A 16,892-nucleotide genomic window follows, 5' to 3' on the forward strand; every position below is an offset into this window, starting at 1 on the left:
GTGGAACCCGAAGGGGTCGCCGTCCTACGGGCTCACCTCGCTCGCCTTCATCGTCGCCGCCGTGCCGTTCCACCTCATCGCCGGCGGCAACACGAGCCTCGCGGCGATGCTTCAGAGCCTCGTCTGGGGTCCAGTGCTGCTCGTCCTGCTCGCCCTGCTCGTCCTTCGGGCGGCCGGCGACGGGAAGGTCGCGCGCCTGTCCTGCTTCGCCCTCGTCGCGTTCTGCGTCGCCCAGTCCACGCTGACCGACCACTTCGTGAGCGGCATGGACACGTCGTTCGGCCTCTGCTTTCTCACCGCGTACCTGATCCTCACGCTGCGGCTGCTCCCCGCGGCCCGGGTCGCCGGCGGGGTGGCGCTCGGCGCGTTCGGCGGGCTCGCCTTCTCGGTGCGGCCTGAGCTCACAGCCTACGCCGTCCTCGTCCCGCTCGCGTTCGTCGCGCTCGAGCGCGACCGCGACCGCCGGCGCTTCGGGCTCGCCGCCCTCGCCGCGACGGCGGGCGTCCTCGCCCTCCACCTCGGGGCCGCCAAGCTGTACTTCGGCTCTCCCGTCCCGCTCCCGTTCTACGCCAAGTCGACGAACCTCTACGGATCAGGGATCCTCCGCGCCTACCGCGGCCGGCCGACCATCGATCTCATCGACTGGCTCGAGTTCTTCTGGCCGCTCTTCACCGTCATCGCGCTCGACGTGCTCGTGGGCCCCGGCGCGCGGCAGGCGAGCCCCGGCGCGCCGGCTGGCGAGGGGCGGAGGAGCGGCCCCCGGGCCTTCTGGGCGGCGTCGTCGGCGTTCGACAAAGGGGTCCTCGCCGCGACGCTCCTGTGCCTCGCCTACTCGTGGTTGTTCGTCGTGCCGATCATGGGGTTCTCGCAGAGGTTCTATTACGCGCCGCTGCCAGGCCTCATCTACCTCGCTTGCAGGAGCGCGGCCCGGCTCGCGCAGACGCTCTCCGACTCCGTCGGTCAGACCGCGCCGGCCGCCCTGCCCCTGGCTGGCGTCGCCGCGCTGGCGATCCTCTGGCTTCAGCTGTCCACGCCGCTCGCCGCGGCAGGCAGGGACCTCGCTGGCGCCGTCGCGGCGAGGCGGCTCGGGCATTTCAACATCGTCAAGCACGGCAACACCTCGGGACCGCAGAAATACTGGTTCGCGATCGATCGCGTCTCGAAGCTCCCCGACGACCTCGTGATCGCCACGACCGAGGTCGGGATGCTCGGCGCGATGAACCTCAAGAAGACGATCATCGACATGGCCGGCCTCAACGACGGGCGCTTCGCGCTCGAGCCGTTCTCCGCGGACAGGTTCTTCGAGGCCTACAAGCCCGATCTCATCTACATGCCACACCCTCATTACGTGCAGATGACCCAGGATCTGACGGCTCACCGCGAGATGTCCCGTTATGTCGTCTACTCGAAGTCGAAGCTCGGGACATCCCAGTTCGGCATCGCCGTCCGGCGCGACAGCCCGTACTTCGATCGATTGCAGCAGATCGTGAAAGAGAAGATGGGCTCGAAGTGACGCCCGACGGCGCGCGGTCGGCGACAGCCTGCCCGATGGCCGCCGGCCGTGCGCGACGCCGGCTCTCTCGCGGGGCGATCGACGCTCTTCCCGCGATCCGGGTCGTCTGATACCATCGCTCCCGACCGCGGCGCCTGCCGCACTGGAGCATGACGTGAACTGTCCGAAATGCACCGCCTCGATGGATGTCGTCACCTTCGGCGGGATCGATGTCGACCGGTGTACGGCGTGCGGCGGGATCTGGTTCGACAGCCGGGAGAAGGAGTCCCTCAAGGCCATGGAGGGCTCCCAGCAGATCGACACCGGCGACCCGTCGGTCGGGCGGAAGAACAACCAGATCCGGCGGGTGCCGTGCCCCCGCTGCTCGACGCCGATGGTGCGCATGGTCGACCCGGAGCAGTCGCACATCTGGTACGAGAACTGCAGCGTCTGCGGTGGCGTCTACTTCGATGCCGGCGAGTTCCGCGATTACAAGGAGCACACGCTGAGCGACTTCTTCCGGGACCTGTTCGCGCGCCCGCGCAGCTGACGGCGCGCCGGCGCCCGGAGCTGCGGACACAGGCTCTCCTCCGCCGTGCGGATCAGCCTTGAGGAGCCCGCCCGGCTGCCCCCGTGGCGGCGCGCTCGATCAGGGGGCCTCGCGGCCGGACTCCTCGGCGGCTGAGCCCTCGCGGGCCTCAGGGAACGTCGCCAGGAGCTCGCCGGCGCGGAAGACCCACAGCGTGCCGGGCGTGGCCTTGCGCCAGAGCTCGTCGCGCGTGAGCGGCTCGGTGGCCACGACCGCCATCCGCGCGTCGGGGCCCACGCCGTGGAGGTCGTTGAAATTCACCTTGAGATCCGCGTCCACGAGCGTGGCCTCGCCGAACGGGGCCTGGCGGAGGATGCAGGACAGGTGGTCGCCGCAGCGGGCGAAGAGGTGCTCGCCGTCCGCGAACAGGAAGTTGAAGACGCCGTCGGCGCCGAGCTCGTTCCCGAGCTCGTACAGCGTGCGCCCCAGCTCCCGCGCGTCGCCCGGGTAGCTCGCGCCGTACGCGCTCCGGATCGCCTCGAGCAGGACGCAGAAGGCGTGCTCGCTGTCGGTGTCGCCGACCGGCGTCTCGACGTGGAGCTTCCGATCCCTGACCGTGGGCAATGTGCCGTTGTGCGCGAACACGATGTGCCGGCGGTGGAGGACCCGCATGAAAGGGTGCGTGTTCTTCAGGGCCGCTCCCCCGCGCGTCATCTTGCGCACGTGCGCGATGGCGAGCGCCGTGTGGATCGGGTTCTCGCGGATGAACCGCGCGAGCGGGCTCGAGAAGGCCGGGTGAGGCTCGAGGAACGTCCTCGCGAACAGCCCATCGTACAGCGAGACGCCCCAGCCGTCCGCGTGCGGCCCCGTCTGCCCGCCGCGGAGCGCGAGCCCCGTGAACGAGAACACGATGTCCGTCGGCACGTTCGACACCATGCCAAGGAGCTCACACATGTCGAGCACCCTCCCGTGGCGCGCGCGCGCCATCGACGATCACGAGCCCCGTGACCCCGCCTCCCGCGGAGACATTGCTGACCTCCGAGGCGGAGAGCCGCACCATGGCGCCCTCCATGCGCGTGATGAAGGTGGGGACCGGGCCCTCCACGCCGCGGGCAAAGACGAAGGGGCAAAGGTCGAAATAGACCTGCTCTTCCTCGACGGCGCCGCCGCGGAACGTCGGCATGCGCGCGGTGCGCGGGCGGCGCCGCTCCTGCACGATCCAGGGCTGATCCACGGCGGCCCGGACTGCCTCTCTCCAGGCCGCCGGCGTCGCCGTCCACCCGAGCAGCACGCCTTTGCCGCCGTACTCGTCGTTCGGCTTCAGCACGAAGCTCTCCTGCTCTCCGAGGAGGAGCTCGACGAGATCCACCTCGCGGCCCCGCCACGCGGCGCGTCCGGCGGTCACCCGGCGCGTCCAGGGGATGTGCTCGGCGATGGCCGCGCGCTGCTCGGGCGAGAACAGGCCCGAGAACATGGGGTTGCTGAGCACGGCGAACGCCGCCTTCTTGTTGAGCGGCCTGATCCGGAACGAATTCGCCACGTGCGCCGCGCGGTCGCGGTAGGCGCGGATCAGGGGGTGATTGAGGCCGCGCCGCTCGATGAGCTCCTGCGTGATCACGCGCCGGTAGACGAGATCGATCCGCTCCCCGCGCGCTTCGAGGCGGCGGCCGTCGTACGTGAGCTCGTCCGGATCGACGATCCTGGTCCGGTGCCCCTCGGCCGAGAACAGGTCAGCGAGCACCTTGAGCTCGGCCGAGGTGTCGACCGCGGCCCAGTCGACGATGGCTATCGCGGGCCGCGCCTCGCGCCCGCCCCACGCGGCGTAGCCCTCGCGCAGGGCGCCGAGGAGCGCCCTGTGCGGCGCCGGCATGCGCAGGCCATGCCGGTCCCGGAGCGGCGCGAGGTGGGGGAGCGCCATCAGCGTCCGCTCGACGAGGAGCTGGTCGGTGAGGCCAGCGGGGGAGTCGGCGTTGTACTCGATGAAGGAGAAGCCGCCGTCGGTGATCAGCATGTCGAGGCGCCCGACCGTGTGGAGCGGCCCCGGGCCCGGCACGATGGCCGCGAGGGCGCGCTCGTCCGCGGAGAGCCCGACCTCCTCGGCCAGGAAGTCGTCCCAGATCGCGCGCCGCGCGACCCTCTCCAGCGCGAAGGCGATCTGCTCGGCCGCGCGGGCGATCGCGGCGAGGTCGTGCTCGGCGATGAGGTACGGCCGCAGGTGGCGGCACAGCGGGCGCGCGCCGTGGACCAGCCCGAGCCTCCGCTGGGCCTCGAGGAACGCCTCGAACCGCGCCGCGTCCATCGCCCCCGGCGCGGCGAGCCGGGCGTCGAGCTGCTCCGCGAGGGATCTCGTGGCGTCCGGGCTCATGGCGACCTCATGTCGCGCCCGCGCGCGGGGTCCCCCAGGCGTGCACGGGCTCGCCGGAGTCGACCTCGGCCATGTACCGCTCCAGCATCTTCCTGAGCGCCTCCTCGCGCGACGCGGAGCCCATCTCCAGCGCCGAGAGCGCGCGGAGCTGCCATGTGGCGCCGGTGATGCCTTTGGCGACCCGCGCCTCGAAGATCCGGAGATAATGGCGGGCCTCGTCCCCGTCGACCCCAGCGGACACGAGGCCCTCCTCGACCCGCGGCAGGAGCGAGAGGAGGAGATCGCGCGCCCGGACGCCCCTCGGCGCGGCCCCTGGCCCGGACGGCCAGACGAGCTCGGCGTCGAGGCCGTAGTGCGCGGCGTGATAGAAGTTCCTCACGGCGAGCTCGAACGGGAACGATGGCAGGAGCTCTCCGATGGAGGGCGCGAGGGCGAGGATGCCTCCGAGCAGGAAGCTCCCGTTCGCGAGCATGTCATCGAGCGTGGGCCCGGACGGCAAGGCGCGCAGCTCGATCCGCAAGTGGCCGTCGCCGGCCGGGTCGTACACCGGTCGATTCCAGTTCCAGACCGTGCCGTGGTGCAGGCGGAGCTCGTGGAGCTGCGGTATCCCCCCGGCCCGCGCGCAGCCGACGACGTCCTCGTCGCCGCACACGGGGAGGATGGGCTCGTGCAGCGCGACGCTCTCCATGAAGAGCTCCGCCGCGCCGTCGCGCACCCAGCCGGTCCCGAAGCCGATGCGGGCCGGCATCTTCCAGTCCGCGTCGGGCGCCGGCGGGCGATCGTCGCCGGCCTGCTTGAACACCGCCACCCGCGTCTCGTGCCACAGCCTGTGGCCGAGGAAGGTGGGCGAGTTGCACGCGGCCGCGAGCGCGGGCGCGGTCATCATCATGGCGGCGTTGAACAGCCGCGCGAAGGCGTCGGGCGTGGCCCGGAGGTGGATCTGAAAGGCGGTGTTCGCCGCCTCCATCGCGGGGTCGTCCGAGGTGAGCTCCAGCGGCTCGGCGCCGTCGATCTGGATATGGAAGGGCGCCCTGCGCAGCCTGCAGAGCCCCGCGGCGAGCGCGCGATACCGGGGCAGGTTCGTGATCGTCGCAGGGCTGAAGTCGCGCCGCTGGAAGGTCGGCAGGATGCTGACCGGGACCACGCGCGCGCCCCGCGCCGCCGCGCGCTCACGGATCGCCTCGACGGTCGCGCGCATCTGCTCGCGCAGCGCCGAGAGCGGCCTGCCGGCGAGCGGCACCGGCTGCGTGCTGAGCTCGATGTCGAACGCGCCCATCTCCGGCGTGATCATGGGGCTCGCCGCGGCGCGCGCGATCTCCGCCCCGATCGGCACGGGGCGCGCCTCGCGATCGACGAGGAACATCTCGAGCTCGGTGCCGATCGTCGCTTCCCCGTGGCCGAACCCCGGCCGCGCGAGCACCATCTCCAACGCCGCGAGGTTCTGCTGGAGCCGCGTCTTGAAGAGCCGATAATCCACGGTCTTGAAGTGATCTTGCTGGATCTCGATGCCCAAGAGACCTCCGCTGCGATCCTGGCGAGGGCCCGCCCTCCAGCACGGCGAGCGCCGTGGGCTCCAGGAGAGCTCGCCGCCGGGATCGCGATGTTCCCGCTCCCTACGCGCCTCGCACTGCAAGCGCAGGGCCACGAGCGGCGGTCTCGACATGAAGGAAGCCGGAGACGGCCGCCCGCTGGCGTCGAGCTCGATCGGTGTGGCGTGGATGCAGCCTGTGGCAAAACGCGCCGTGGGCGCCGTGCAAAGGTGTCTGCTGGGTTTCGCGCAGGTGTCGGGCAGGTTTCACCCCGGGCGCCGGCTCATTGATCGACGTGCGGGACGCGCTCGACCACACACGCCCCTGCCTTGCAGCGAGCGACCGAGTCCTCCTTCGGCGCCCTGCACTTGGCGACCGGGCAGCTCGCGGCGGCGCAGCTCGCGGCGCGCCACTTCTGGAGCTCCGCGAGCGCGTCGCGGTGGAACGCCTGGTTGCACGGCGGGCACAGCTGGTCGCAGCACTGCCCGACCCGCGCGCAGGACACCACGCAGTCGGCGTCTGCCTCGCACCGAGCTTCCGACGCCGCAGCGCGCGGTTCGCCGGCCGCCGGCGGGGGCTGCGCGGCGGGCGCGCTCTCGGCTCCTGGCGGAGGCTGCGCGGCGGGCGCGGTCTCGGCTCCTGGCGGAGGCTGCGCCGCGGGCGAGGTGTCGGGCCCCGGCGGGGCCTGCGGCGCCGGTTCCTTGGTACAGCCGGCGAGGCAGGCGAGGCCAGCGAGCACGAGCGAGCGAGAGAGCAGCAGCGATGTCTTCATGCCGGCCATGATGGCACGGGGCGAGGCCGCGGCGCGGGGCGAGGGCCGATCCATTTTGTTCTTTTTGCGACGTTGCGACGTTGCGACTTTGCGTTGAAGTCTCCCTCCGGATCCCCGGCCGGACCCCTGCCAGTAGCCTGCTAGTAGAACGAGAGCGGCTGGCCCGTGGCCTCCACGACGGCCATCCACAGGTCGTCCGTCGGGTCCACCTGCTTGCGCATGCGGACGGCCAGGGGCATCGGCACGTGCACGAAGCGGCCGTGCCACCGGCCGATCAGCATCTCGGTGTTGCCCGCCATGGCCGCGTGGACCGCGTTCCGGGCCATGTTCCAGCAATACACGCTGTCCGACGGGGACGCGGGGACGCTGCGGATATGATAGCTCGGGTCCAGGTACTTCAGCGTCGCCTCGACGCCGCGCGCCCGGAAGTGCGCGTTGATGCGGTCGCGCAAAAAGAGGCCGATGTCCTTCAGCTTGAGGTTGCCGCTGAGGTCCGTCGCCATGGGCTCCGCGCTGGAGGTGCAGTGTTCTTGCATGGCGCCCTCGGCGATGACGATCACGGCGTTGCCGTGGCGGGCGAGCCGGCGCTCGAGGTGCGCGAGCAGCCCGCACGGGCCGTCGAGCTCCGCGTGGACCTCGGGGATGAGGACCACGTCCACGTCCGCCGACGCGAGCGCCGCCGCGCACGCGATGAAGCCCGAGTGCCGGCCCATCAGCTTGACGAGGCCGATGCCGTTCTTCGCCCCCGAGGCTTCCACGTGCGCGCTGCGGATGACGTCCACGGCGGCGGCGAAGGCGCTCTCGAAGCCGAAGCTGCGGTCGATGAACTTGATGTCGTTGTCGATGGTCTTGGGCACGCCGACGACCCCGATCGACAGGCGGCGCTCCTCGATGGCCCGGACGATCGACATCGCGCCGCGGATGGTGCCGTCGCCGCCGACGACGAAGAGGACGTTGATGCCGAGCGCCTCGAGCGTGTCCACCATCTGGTGCGGATCCTGGTTGCCGCGGGAGGTGCCGAGCACGGTGCCACCCATGCGGTGGATCTCCTCGACGCTCCGGGGATCCAGGCGCATCGGGGCGTGCCCGAAGCGGGCGACGAGCCCCTCGTAGCCGTAGCGGAAGCCGAAGATCTCCGGCACGCCATAGCTCTGCGCCATCGTGAGCACGAGGCCGCGGATGACGTTGTTGACGCCGGGGCAGAGCCCGCCGCACGTCACGATGCCGGCGCGCACCTCCTTCGGATCCCAGAAGACGCGGTTGCGCGGCCCGGCCAGCTCGAACGCCGGCGGCCGCGCGCCCGAGGCGTCCGCGAGGACGGCGGACAGGCGATCGTTGAACAGCACCTTGTCGGCCTCGCCGACGTACACCGTGGCCTTCTCGCCGAGCTTCTCGGCGACGGGCGATGGGTGCCGGCAGGGGCCGAGATCCTTGATGGTGAGGTCGGCAGGGGTCACCACGCGCAATGCCTCCAGGTGGGGAGAACAGCGCCCCTCCGGCGAGCACCGCCGCGGGGACGCTGCCATGATCGGACGGTGCCTGTTTCGACAGCTTTTCAGGAGCGATAAGCTATCGTAACGCCGTGCGGTTCCGTTCCCACGCGAGTCGCGACGAGGGACAGCGCGCTATGCGCAGCTCCCGTTCCTCGTGAACCAGGCCGCCAGCATGTCGAGAAAGACACGGGTCTTCGGGACGAGCGTGCCGCCGGGCGGGAAAACAGCGTGGACGATCGTCTCGTGGTGCCCGAACTCCTCGAGGCGCGCCGGGACGCCGCGGCGGTCGAGGGTGCGGGGGCTCGCGTAATAGCCGCCCGTCGCCGTGCCGAACCGCCGCGCGACCAGCGAGGAGTCGTCGAGCGGGCCGACGCGGATGGCGAGGTCAAAGCCCTCCCGCGCCAGATCGACCCTTCGCGCCGAGGTGTCCAGCTCGACGAAGACGTCGGGGTAACGGGCCAGGTACGGCGTGATGACGCTCTCCAGCAGCGCCCCCGCGAGCGGCGCTGACGTCGTGATTCGCTTGTCAAAAATGATGTCAGCGCGCATCGTTTTCGGGTTCGGGGCAGGCGAGCTGCGCGACGCCGCTGCGGAGCGCGCCTCGATTGCACCAAGATGCACGCGATCAGGAAGGAACCACCCATGATTCTCGTGACGGGAGCCGGAGGGACGGTCGGAGGCGCCCTCCTCGATGAGCTGAAGTCGATCGGCGTGAAGCCCCGCGTCGCCCACCGCTCCAGCGACAAGGCCGAGAGGGCGAAGGCCGCGGGGCACGACGCCGTGGTCCTCGACTTCGCGAAGCCGGAGACGCTGCGGCCGGCGCTCGACGGCGTCGATGCCGTGTTTCTGCTGGGGTCCGGCGGCGCCGGGCAGATCGAAGCGGAGATCCGGGTCGTCGAAGAGGCCACGGCCGCCGGGGTGAAGAGGCTCGTGAAGCTCTCGGTCTGGGGCGCCGCGGGTGAGGCGTACTCGTTCGCGAAGATCCACCGGCCGATCGAGCGCGCGGCGGAGGCGTCGGGTCTCGCCTGGACGTTCCTCAGGCCGAACGGCTTCATGCAAAATTTCGTGACCTACATGGCCGACTCGATCAGGGCGCAGGGCGCCTTCTATCTGCCCGCGGCCGACGCGAAGATCAGCCATATCGACGTGCGCGACATCGCGCGGGTCGCGGCGCTGGCGCTGACGACCTCGGGCCATGAAGGCAAGGCCTACGAGCTCTCTGGCCCATCGGCGTTCTCCTACGGCGAGGCGGCGGACATCCTCTCTCGCGTGCTCGGCAAGGAGGTGCGTTATGTGGCGGTGTCCGACGAGGCGGCGAAGGCCGGTATGGTCGCCGGCGGGATACCCGATCTCTATGCCGATGCGATGATCGACCTCAACCGGCTCTACCGGAGCGGCGCCGGCGCCGGCGTGACCTCGGCGGTGAAGGACGTCACCGGGCGTGAGCCGATCGGCTTCGAGCGGTTCGCGCAGGACCACGCGGCCGCGCTCCGCTGAGGGGACGCGTGTCGCGCGGCAGGCCGGCTCGCGCAGGCGTCCAGGCGGGCGGGTCGCTCGCAGGGAAGGATTGCTGACAGGCCTCTTCCACGACATCCGCCACAGGCACGGCCTGCGTGGCTCGCTTCGCGCGCTGCTCCTTGGCCGGGCGCGCCTCGTCGCCTGGCTCTCTCGAGCCACTCCGGGTCGTCCGCGCCTGCGCGTGCCCCATGGTGCGTCCTCCGCCGACCGACATTGCGCCTCGCCGCCGCGGTGGCAAGGTCCTGCGCTGCGCTGACGATCTCGGACGACCGAGCAGGTCGCAGCTGGCGGGGGGCCGCGCTCGACGCGACGTGACGGCGCGGCGATCGAGCGGAGGCGCTCGCGGGAGGAGCCCACGATGGACAAGGCGAACCAACCGTTCCGAGTCGGGATTTCAGGGTCCTACGGCGGCATGAACCTCGGCGACGAGGCCATCCTCGATGGTATCGTCACGCAGCTCCGGGAGTCGATGCCAGCGGAGATCACTGTGTTCTCGTTGTGCCCGGACGACACGAGGATGCGCCACCAGGTGGAGCGCGTCGTCCCCGTTCGTGACCTCACACGAATGGAATCGACCGCCGAGATCGAGCGTCTCGATCTCTTCATCCTCGGCGGGGGAGGCATCCTGTACGATCGGGACGCGCCGATCTATCTGAGAGAGGCGCTCATCGCGGAAGAGCGCGGCGTCCCCGTCGTGATCTACGCCGTGAGCGCCGGGCCGCTGTCGGACTCGAGCGCGAAGCAAGCGGTACGGGCGGCGCTGAACGCCGCGGATATCGTCACCGTACGAGACAAGCAGGGTCGTCGCCTCCTCGAGGAGGTGGGGGTGAATCGCGAGATTCACCTCACGGCGGATCCGGCCCTGCTGCTGCGCGAGGAGACGCTGCCGATCGAGGCCATCCGGGCCGAGGGGGTCGAGTTCGAGCGGCACCTGGTCGGCTTCTCCGTCAGGGAGCCGGGCCCGGCGGCGCCCCACATCGACCCTGACGAGTACTATGGCCTGCTCGCCAACGCTGCAGACTTCGTCGTCGAGCGCCTCGACGCGGACGTCGTGTTCGTGTCCATGGAACGGACGGACGTGCAGCACAGCCACGCGGTCGTCTCCCACATGAAGAACGCCGAGCGGGCAGAGGTCTTGAGGCGCCGGTACACGCCGCAGCAGATCCTGGGCTTCGTCGGGCACCTCGAGCTGGTGGTGGGCATGCGCCTCCACTTCCTGATCTTCTCGGCGCTCCGCGAGATCCCGTTCGTCGCGCTGCCCTACGCGTCCAAGGTCGCCGGGTTCATCGAGGACCTGGAGATGGAGACGCCTCCCCTCGGGAGCATCAGCTCAGGGCAGCTCATCGCCAGGCTCGATCGCTCGTGGGACACGCGTCACGAGATCCGCGCGAAGATCCGCCGGCTGCTCCCGGGCCTGAAGGCCAGGGCGAGGGAGACCAACCAGCTCGTGCTCGAGCTCCTCGCGCGGCGAGCCCCGGCGGCGCAGCCCGAGCGGAAGAGCGCGTGAGCGCGGGGAGCTCGCGATGGACGTGATCCGGACCGACGTCGCCGTCATCGGCGGAGAGCTCGGCGGCTGCGCGGCTGCGCTCGCGGCGGCCCGGGCGGGCCGCTGCGTCGTCCTGACGGAGGAGACGCACTGGCTCGGGGGCCAGCTGACGAACCAGGCCGTCCCTCCGGACGAGCACCCGTGGATCGAGGACTTCGGGGCGACCCGGAGCTACCGCGCGCTGCGCCAGGGGATCCGCGAGTATTACCGCAGGCATCTACCGCTCACAGCGTCGGCCAGGGCGCTCCGCGAGCTCAACCCCGGCAACGGCTGGGTCAGCCGCCTGTGCCACGATCCGCGGGTCGCGGTGGCGGTCCTGCACGAGATGATCGCGCCGTATCAGCTCAACGGGCGCCTCCTCGCGCTCCCTGCTCACCGGCCCATCTCGGCGTCGACGCACGAGGATCGGGTGACCGGCGTCGTGGTCCGAGGGCTGGAATCGGGGCGCAATGTGCTCCTCGTGGCCGACCTCTTCATCGATGCCACGCCACATGGCGAGCTCCTCTCGCTCGCGGGCGTGGAGCACGCGCTCGGGGCAGAGTCGCGCGCGGAGACCGGAGAGCCGCACGCCCCCGAGCGCGCGGATCCGAGGGCCCAGCAGGCGATCACCGTCTGCTTTGCGATCGAGCACCACCCTGGAGAGGACCATACCATCGACAGGCCCGGTCAGTACGAGCGCTGGCGTTCCTTCGAGCCGCCCGGGTGGCCGGGTCGACTGCTGGACTGGACGGCGGTTCGACCCGAGACACACGAGCCTCTGACTCGAGGTCTGTTCGCCGCGGAAGACCAGCATCCCTGGTGGAGCTTCCGGCGGATCCTCGACAGGACGGTCTTCGAAGCGGGGTTCGCGCCGAGCGACATCACCATCGTGAACTGGCCACAGAACGACTATTGGTTCGGGCCCGTCTGCGGCGGCGATGAGGTGGAGGCCGCGCGGCACCTGGACGCGGCGCGGCACCTCAGCCTGAGCCTTCTGTACTGGATGCAGACCGAGGCGCCTCGCCCGGATGGCGGGCTCGGTTATCCAGGCTTGCGCCTCCGCGGGGACGTGGTCGGCGGCACGGTCGACGGCCTCGCGCCAGCGCCCTACATCCGCGAGTCCCGCCGGATCCGGGCCGAGTTCACGGTGCTCGAGCAGCACATCGCGCACCCGCTCCGGCCCGACGGCCCTGCGACGTTCGAGGAGAGCATCGGGATCGGGTGTTATCGCATCGATCTGCACCCGCGCGTCGGGGGCGCGGGGTACCTCGATCTCGGCTGCTGGCCGTTCCAGATACCGCTGGGATCGCTCATTCCGGTGCGGGTGGAGAACCTCTTGCCGGGCGGGAAGAACCTTGGCGTCACGCACATCACGAACGGCGCCTACCGGGTCCACCCTGTGGAGTGGAGCGTCGGCGAGGCGGCAGGGCTGCTCGCGGCGTTCTGCCTGGAGCGCCGCGTGCTGCCGCGGCAGGTGCGCGCCCGGACCTCGCTCCGCGAAGAGTTCCAGGCGCTCCTGGTCCGCGAGGGCATCGAGCTGGCCTGGCCGGCGCTCAGGCCGGTATGAGCCAGCGCCGCGCCACGGCGTGTCCGCGCGCTCCGCCCTGGCACGTGCGGCGCGCCTGCCCGATACTCCGCGCATGCGCCCCGGGGACCTGCTCGCAGGTCGCTTCGAGCTCGATCGCGTCGCCGGATCCGGGGGAATGGGCGCGGTCTATCGGGCCATCGACCGCGAGACCGGGGAGCCGGTCGCCGTCAAGGTGGGGCTGAACGCGGAACATGCGGAAATCGAGCAGACCGAGCGGTTCCGCCGGGAGGCGCGGGTCCTCGCGGGGCTCCACCACCCCGCCATCGCGCGGCACGTCGCCCACGGCGTCACCGCCGAGGGCCGGCAGTACCTGGCCATGGAGTGGCTCGACGGCGAGGATCTCGCGGCGCGGCTCCGGCGGGGGCCGCTGGGCCTCGACGAGAGCCTCGCGCTCGCCGCGCGCGCCGCCGAGGCGCTCGGCGCCGTGCACCTGCGCGGGGTGGTCCACCGGGACGTCAAGCCGGCGAACCTCTTCCTGCCGGGGGGCGACGTCGCGGCGGTGAAGATCCTCGACTTCGGGATCGCGCGGGCCTCCGACGTCACGTACACCCTGACCAACCCCGACGCCCCCATCGGCACGCCCGCCTACATGGCGCCGGAGCAGGTCCGCGGCGAGCCCGACACCGACGCGCGCGCCGACCTGTACGCGCTCGGCTGCGTGCTGTTCGAGTGCCTCATCGGGCGGCCGCCGTTCGGGGGGGTGCACGTCGTCGCGCTGCTCACCAAGATGCTCTTCGAGCAGGCGCCCCGCCTCCGCGAGCTGTGGCCCGGCGCGCCCCCGGCGCTCGACGCGCTGCTCTCGCGCCTCCTGGGCAAGGATCGGCGGCTGCGGCCCGGGGACGCGCTCGCGGTCGCGGCGGAGCTGCGCTCACCGGAGATCCGGCAGGCGAGCGCGGCGCCCCTTGCGCCGTCGGTCGGGCTCACGACGGCCGAGCGGCGGCTGGTCAGCGTGGTGCTGGCGGCGCGCCGGGCCGAGCCGGCGCGGCCGCCGCAGCCGGCGCAGGCCGTGGCCAGCGAGGAGAGCACGGCGCCGGCGCGCGGCCTGACCCGTCAGTGCCGCTGGCCGCTCGCCCTCCTCCAGGCGATCCGGAGGACCGTCGACATGCACGGCGCGCGCGTGGAGCTGCTCCGGGACGGATCGATCGCGGCCCTGCTCACGGGGGCCGAGGCGCCCACGGATCTCGCGGCGAGCGCCGCCCGGTGCGCCCTCTCGCTCAAGGCGCTGCTCCAGGCCGCCGACGTGGCGCTCGCGACGGGCTGGGAGGTCGTGGACGGGACCCAGCCGCTCGGGCCCGTGATCGACCGCGCCGTCGCGAACCTCACGGCCGCGGAGCGGGGCGCAGAGGAGGCGCTCCGGCCGATCGCGATCGACGCGATGACGGCGTCCCTCCTCGGCCCGCGCTTCGAGGTGGCGCACGGCGAGCGCGGGGCGGCGCTGCTCGGCGAGCAGGAGCCGCTGGAGGAGGCGCGCGCGCTGCTCGGCAAGCCGACGCCGTTCGTGGGGCGGAGCAGCGAGCTGCGCTGGCTCGAGCTGCTCTTGGACCAGTGCGCCTCGGAGTCGTGCGCCCAGGCGGCGCTCGTGATCGGCGCGGCCGGCGTGGGCAAGTCGCGGCTCCGCATCGAGCTCGCGCGCAGGATGCGCGGCCGCGAGGCGCCGCCCCAGATCTGGACGGCGCAGGGCGACGCGGTGCGGGCCGGGGCGCCGCTCGGGATGCTCGCCCAGGTGGTGCGGCGCGCGGCCCAGATCGCGGAGGGCGAGCCCCAGGAGCGCCGCCGGGAGAAGCTCGCCGCGCGCGTCGCGCGATCCGTGGACGCCGCGGAGCAGGCGCGGGTGACGGAGTTTCTGGGCGAGGTGATCGGCGCGCCGTTCCCGGACGCGGATCGGCGCGAGCTGCGCGCCGCGCGGCAGAACCCGATGCTCATGGCCGACCAGGTGCGGCGCGCCTGGCTCACCTTCCTGGAGGCGGAGTGCCGCGCGGGGCCGGTGCTCCTGGTGCTCGAGGACCTGCACTGGGGCGACCTGCCGACCGTGCAGCTCGTGGACGCGGCGCTCGGGCAGCTCCGGTCGAGCCCGCTCCTGGTGCTGGGGCTCGGGCGGCCCGACGTGGACGAGGTGTTCCCGGGGCTGTGGGCCGAGCGGGGAGCGACCGCGATGCGGCTCGGGGCGCTGCCGGCCCTCGCGTGCGAGCGGCTGGTGCGCGCGGCGCTCGGGGAGCAGGCGCCCGCGGAGCAGGTGGAGGGGCTCGTCCGGCGCGCGGCGGGGCACCCGTTCCTGCTCGAGGAGATGCTGCGCGTGGCGGCCGAGGGCGCCGAGCGCGCCGAGGGCCGCGACGCGGGCGAGGCGCCCGAGACCGCGCTCGCCATGGTGCAGGCGCGCCTCGATGGGCTCGATCTGGAGGCGCGCCGAGCGCTGCGCGCCGGGAGCTTGCTGGGCGAGGTGTTCTGGTGGGGCGCGGTCGCCCGGCTGCTCGGGGTGGACCGGGACGACGCAGCGCTCGCGGGCTGCCTCCTCGCGCTGGAGCAGCAGGAGTGGATCGCGCGGCGGCCCGCGTCCCGGTTCCCGGGCGAGGTGGAGTACGCGTTCCGGCACGGGCTCGTGCGCGACGCGGCGTACATGATGCTCACCGAGGCGGATCAGCGGCTCGGGCACAGGCTCACCTCCGAGTGGCTGGAGCACGCCGGGGAGCGGGACGCGCTGGTCCTGGCGGGGCACCGCGAGCGCGGCGGCGAACCCGAGCGGGCCGTGCGGTGGCTCTGCGCCGCGGCGGAGGAGGCGCTCCGCGGCAACGACCTCGCGGCCGCGCTCGCGCGCGCGGAGCGGGGCGTGGCCTCCGGGGCCAGCGGGCGGGAGCTCGGCGCGCTGCGCCTGGTCCAGGCCGAGGCGCACCTGTGGCGCGGCGAGCTGTCGGCCACCGAGGCGCGCGCGACGGAGGCGGTCGCGCTGCTCGAGCCGGGGTCGGGCGCATGGTACCGCGCGCTCACCGCGGCCTTGATCGCCGCCAGCAAGCAGGGCGCCGTCGATCGCGCCGGGGCGTGGGCCGCGAGGCTCGCGGGGACGGCGCCCGCCGAAGGGGCGCTGAGCGTGGTGGTGCTCTGCCTCTCCTGGTGCGCGGCGGAGCTCATGCTCGCCAACCAGCACGCGACCGCCGACGCGCTGCTCGAGCAGACCCTGCGCCTCGCGGGCGATCCTCCGGCCATCGACGACGAGGCGGTCGGTGGGCTGCACCAGACCGTCGCGTTCCGCGCCGCGCTCGCGGGTGATCACGCCGCCGCGGTGGACGCCCTGGAGGTGGCGGCCGGGGCGTTCGGGCGCGCCGGCGACCGCCGGCAGGCCTGCTCTGTCCAGCTGAACATGGGCTTCATGCTCACCGAGCTCGGCGCGCTCGATCGTGCCGAGCAGCTGCTGCGCGCGGCCGTCGCCCAGGCGACAGAGATGGATCTGCACGAGGTGCTCCCGACGGCGCGGCAGAACCTGGGGAACGCGCTCCTCCAGGCGGGCCAGATCGACGAGGCCCGCGCGCTCCTCGAGCAGGCCATCGACGCGTCGCGCCGGCAGGGCAACCGGCGCATGGAGGGGCTCTCGCGCGCGTACCTCGCCCGGGCGGCGCTGCTCGCGGGCGACGGCGAGGCCGCCGCGCGCGAGGCCGGCGCGGCGGCGGCGCTGCTCGACGTGGCGCCGCTCCTGCGCGCGGTGGCGCTGGCCATCCTCGCGCGCGCCCGGATGGCAGGGGGGCCCGAGGGGGCGGCCGAGGCGCTTATCAGCGCGCAGGAGGCGTTCCGCCTCATCGAGGACGCGGGGATGGCCGAGGAGGGAGAGTCGCTGATCCGCCTGACCTACGCCGAGGCCCTGCGCGCCGCCGGCGAGCGCGAGCGCGCCGCGCAGGTGATCGAGGCGGCGCGCTCGCGGCTCCTCGATCGCGCCGCGAAGATCGGCAGGCCAGCGTTGCGGCAGAGCTTCCTGGAGAGCATCCCCGAGAACGCCCGGGCGCTCGCGCTCGCCGACGAGTGGGCTCTGGAGCGCCAGGGGGCTGTCGCCTGAGCGCCGCGTTGCCCAGGGGCCCCGTGGGTCAGCCCCGCTCGA

12 protein-coding genes (1 of these 12 cut by a window edge) are annotated in these 16,892 nt (G+C 72.4%); 6 read left to right on the forward strand and 6 right to left on the reverse strand.

Annotated features, from left to right (window positions below):
- A protein-coding gene (locus WME79_RS12745) for a hypothetical protein (protein WP_437535085.1) crosses the window boundary here: on the forward strand, positions 1-1,513 show its 3' portion. It extends 287 nt beyond the left edge of the window; the window shows 1,513 of its 1,800 coding nt (coding positions 288-1,800); its start codon lies beyond the left edge, outside the window; its stop codon occupies positions 1,511-1,513.
- Between the two features lie 154 nt (positions 1,514-1,667).
- Positions 1,668-2,042, forward strand: a complete 375-nt coding sequence (locus tag WME79_RS12750; protein ID WP_437535086.1) for a zf-TFIIB domain-containing protein — start codon at positions 1,668-1,670, stop codon at positions 2,040-2,042.
- Between the two features lie 99 nt (positions 2,043-2,141).
- Here WME79_RS12750 and WME79_RS12755 read toward each other — a convergent pair whose 3' ends face one another.
- From WME79_RS12755 to WME79_RS12780, 6 genes are all read right to left on the reverse strand, one after another.
- On the reverse strand, positions 2,142-2,975 hold the full coding sequence (locus WME79_RS12755; protein WP_437535088.1) for a class II glutamine amidotransferase: 834 nt from the start codon (positions 2,973-2,975) through the stop codon (positions 2,142-2,144).
- On the reverse strand, positions 2,968-4,386 hold the full coding sequence (locus tag WME79_RS12760; RefSeq protein ID WP_437535090.1) for a hypothetical protein: 1,419 nt from the start codon (positions 4,384-4,386) through the stop codon (positions 2,968-2,970). Before WME79_RS12760 ends, WME79_RS12755 begins: the two co-directional genes overlap by 8 nt.
- A gap of 7 nt (positions 4,387-4,393) precedes the next feature.
- Entirely contained in the window at positions 4,394-5,899 is a 1,506-nt protein-coding gene (locus tag WME79_RS12765) for a hypothetical protein (protein ID WP_437535092.1), read from the reverse strand.
- 299 nt (positions 5,900-6,198) lie between these two features.
- Entirely contained in the window at positions 6,199-6,687 is a 489-nt protein-coding gene (locus WME79_RS12770; protein ID WP_437535094.1) for a hypothetical protein, read from the reverse strand.
- A 140-nt stretch (positions 6,688-6,827) separates the two neighbouring features.
- Positions 6,828-8,147 carry an ATP-dependent 6-phosphofructokinase gene (locus tag WME79_RS12775; protein WP_437535096.1) on the reverse strand — a complete coding sequence of 440 codons (1,320 nt, stop codon included), beginning with the start codon at positions 8,145-8,147 and terminating at the stop codon, positions 6,828-6,830.
- Between the two features lie 165 nt (positions 8,148-8,312).
- Positions 8,313-8,729, reverse strand: a complete 417-nt coding sequence (locus WME79_RS12780) for a LysR substrate-binding domain-containing protein (RefSeq protein WP_437535097.1) — start codon at positions 8,727-8,729, stop codon at positions 8,313-8,315.
- A 93-nt stretch (positions 8,730-8,822) separates the two neighbouring features.
- On the opposite strand from WME79_RS12780, the gene WME79_RS12785 reads away from it, so the two are divergent.
- The 4 genes from WME79_RS12785 (at position 8,823) to WME79_RS12800 (ending at position 16,850) form a co-directional block, all read left to right on the forward strand.
- Complete coding sequence (locus tag WME79_RS12785) at positions 8,823-9,677, forward strand: SDR family oxidoreductase (RefSeq protein ID WP_437535099.1); 855 nt, start codon at positions 8,823-8,825, stop codon at positions 9,675-9,677.
- Positions 9,678-10,056: 379 nt separating this feature from the next.
- Positions 10,057-11,205 carry a polysaccharide pyruvyl transferase family protein gene (locus tag WME79_RS12790; RefSeq protein WP_437535100.1) on the forward strand — a complete coding sequence of 383 codons (1,149 nt, stop codon included), beginning with the start codon at positions 10,057-10,059 and terminating at the stop codon, positions 11,203-11,205.
- 16 nt (positions 11,206-11,221) lie between these two features.
- Positions 11,222-12,790 (forward strand): FAD-dependent oxidoreductase, encoded by a 1,569-nt coding sequence (locus WME79_RS12795; protein WP_437535102.1) that lies wholly within the window; start codon positions 11,222-11,224, stop codon positions 12,788-12,790.
- A 73-nt stretch (positions 12,791-12,863) separates the two neighbouring features.
- A complete protein-coding gene (locus WME79_RS12800) occupies positions 12,864-16,850 on the forward strand; it encodes a serine/threonine-protein kinase (RefSeq protein WP_437535104.1) in 3,987 nt (1,328 codons plus the stop codon).
- Positions 16,851-16,892: the final 42 nt, after the last annotated feature.

It is taken from the genome of Sorangium sp. So ce726 (assembly GCF_051521405.1).
Lineage (GTDB): Bacteria > Myxococcota_A > Polyangia > Polyangiales > Polyangiaceae > Sorangium.

Coding starts and splice junctions, on each gene's coding strand:
- WME79_RS12755 (WP_437535088.1), bottom strand. CDS start 2,975: ATGTGTGAGCTCCTTGGCATGGTGTCGAACGTGCCGACGGACATCGTG.
- WME79_RS12760 (WP_437535090.1), bottom strand. CDS start 4,386: ATGAGCCCGGACGCCACGAGATCCCTCGCGGAGCAGCTCGACGCCCGG.
- WME79_RS12770 (WP_437535094.1), bottom strand. CDS start 6,687: ATGAAGACATCGCTGCTGCTCTCTCGCTCGCTCGTGCTCGCTGGCCTC.
- WME79_RS12780 (WP_437535097.1), bottom strand. CDS start 8,729: ATGCGCGCTGACATCATTTTTGACAAGCGAATCACGACGTCAGCGCCG.
- WME79_RS12785 (WP_437535099.1), top strand. CDS start 8,823: ATGATTCTCGTGACGGGAGCCGGAGGGACGGTCGGAGGCGCCCTCCTC.
- WME79_RS12790 (WP_437535100.1), top strand. CDS start 10,057: ATGGACAAGGCGAACCAACCGTTCCGAGTCGGGATTTCAGGGTCCTAC.
- WME79_RS12795 (WP_437535102.1), top strand. CDS start 11,222: ATGGACGTGATCCGGACCGACGTCGCCGTCATCGGCGGAGAGCTCGGC.
- WME79_RS12800 (WP_437535104.1), top strand. CDS start 12,864: ATGCGCCCCGGGGACCTGCTCGCAGGTCGCTTCGAGCTCGATCGCGTC.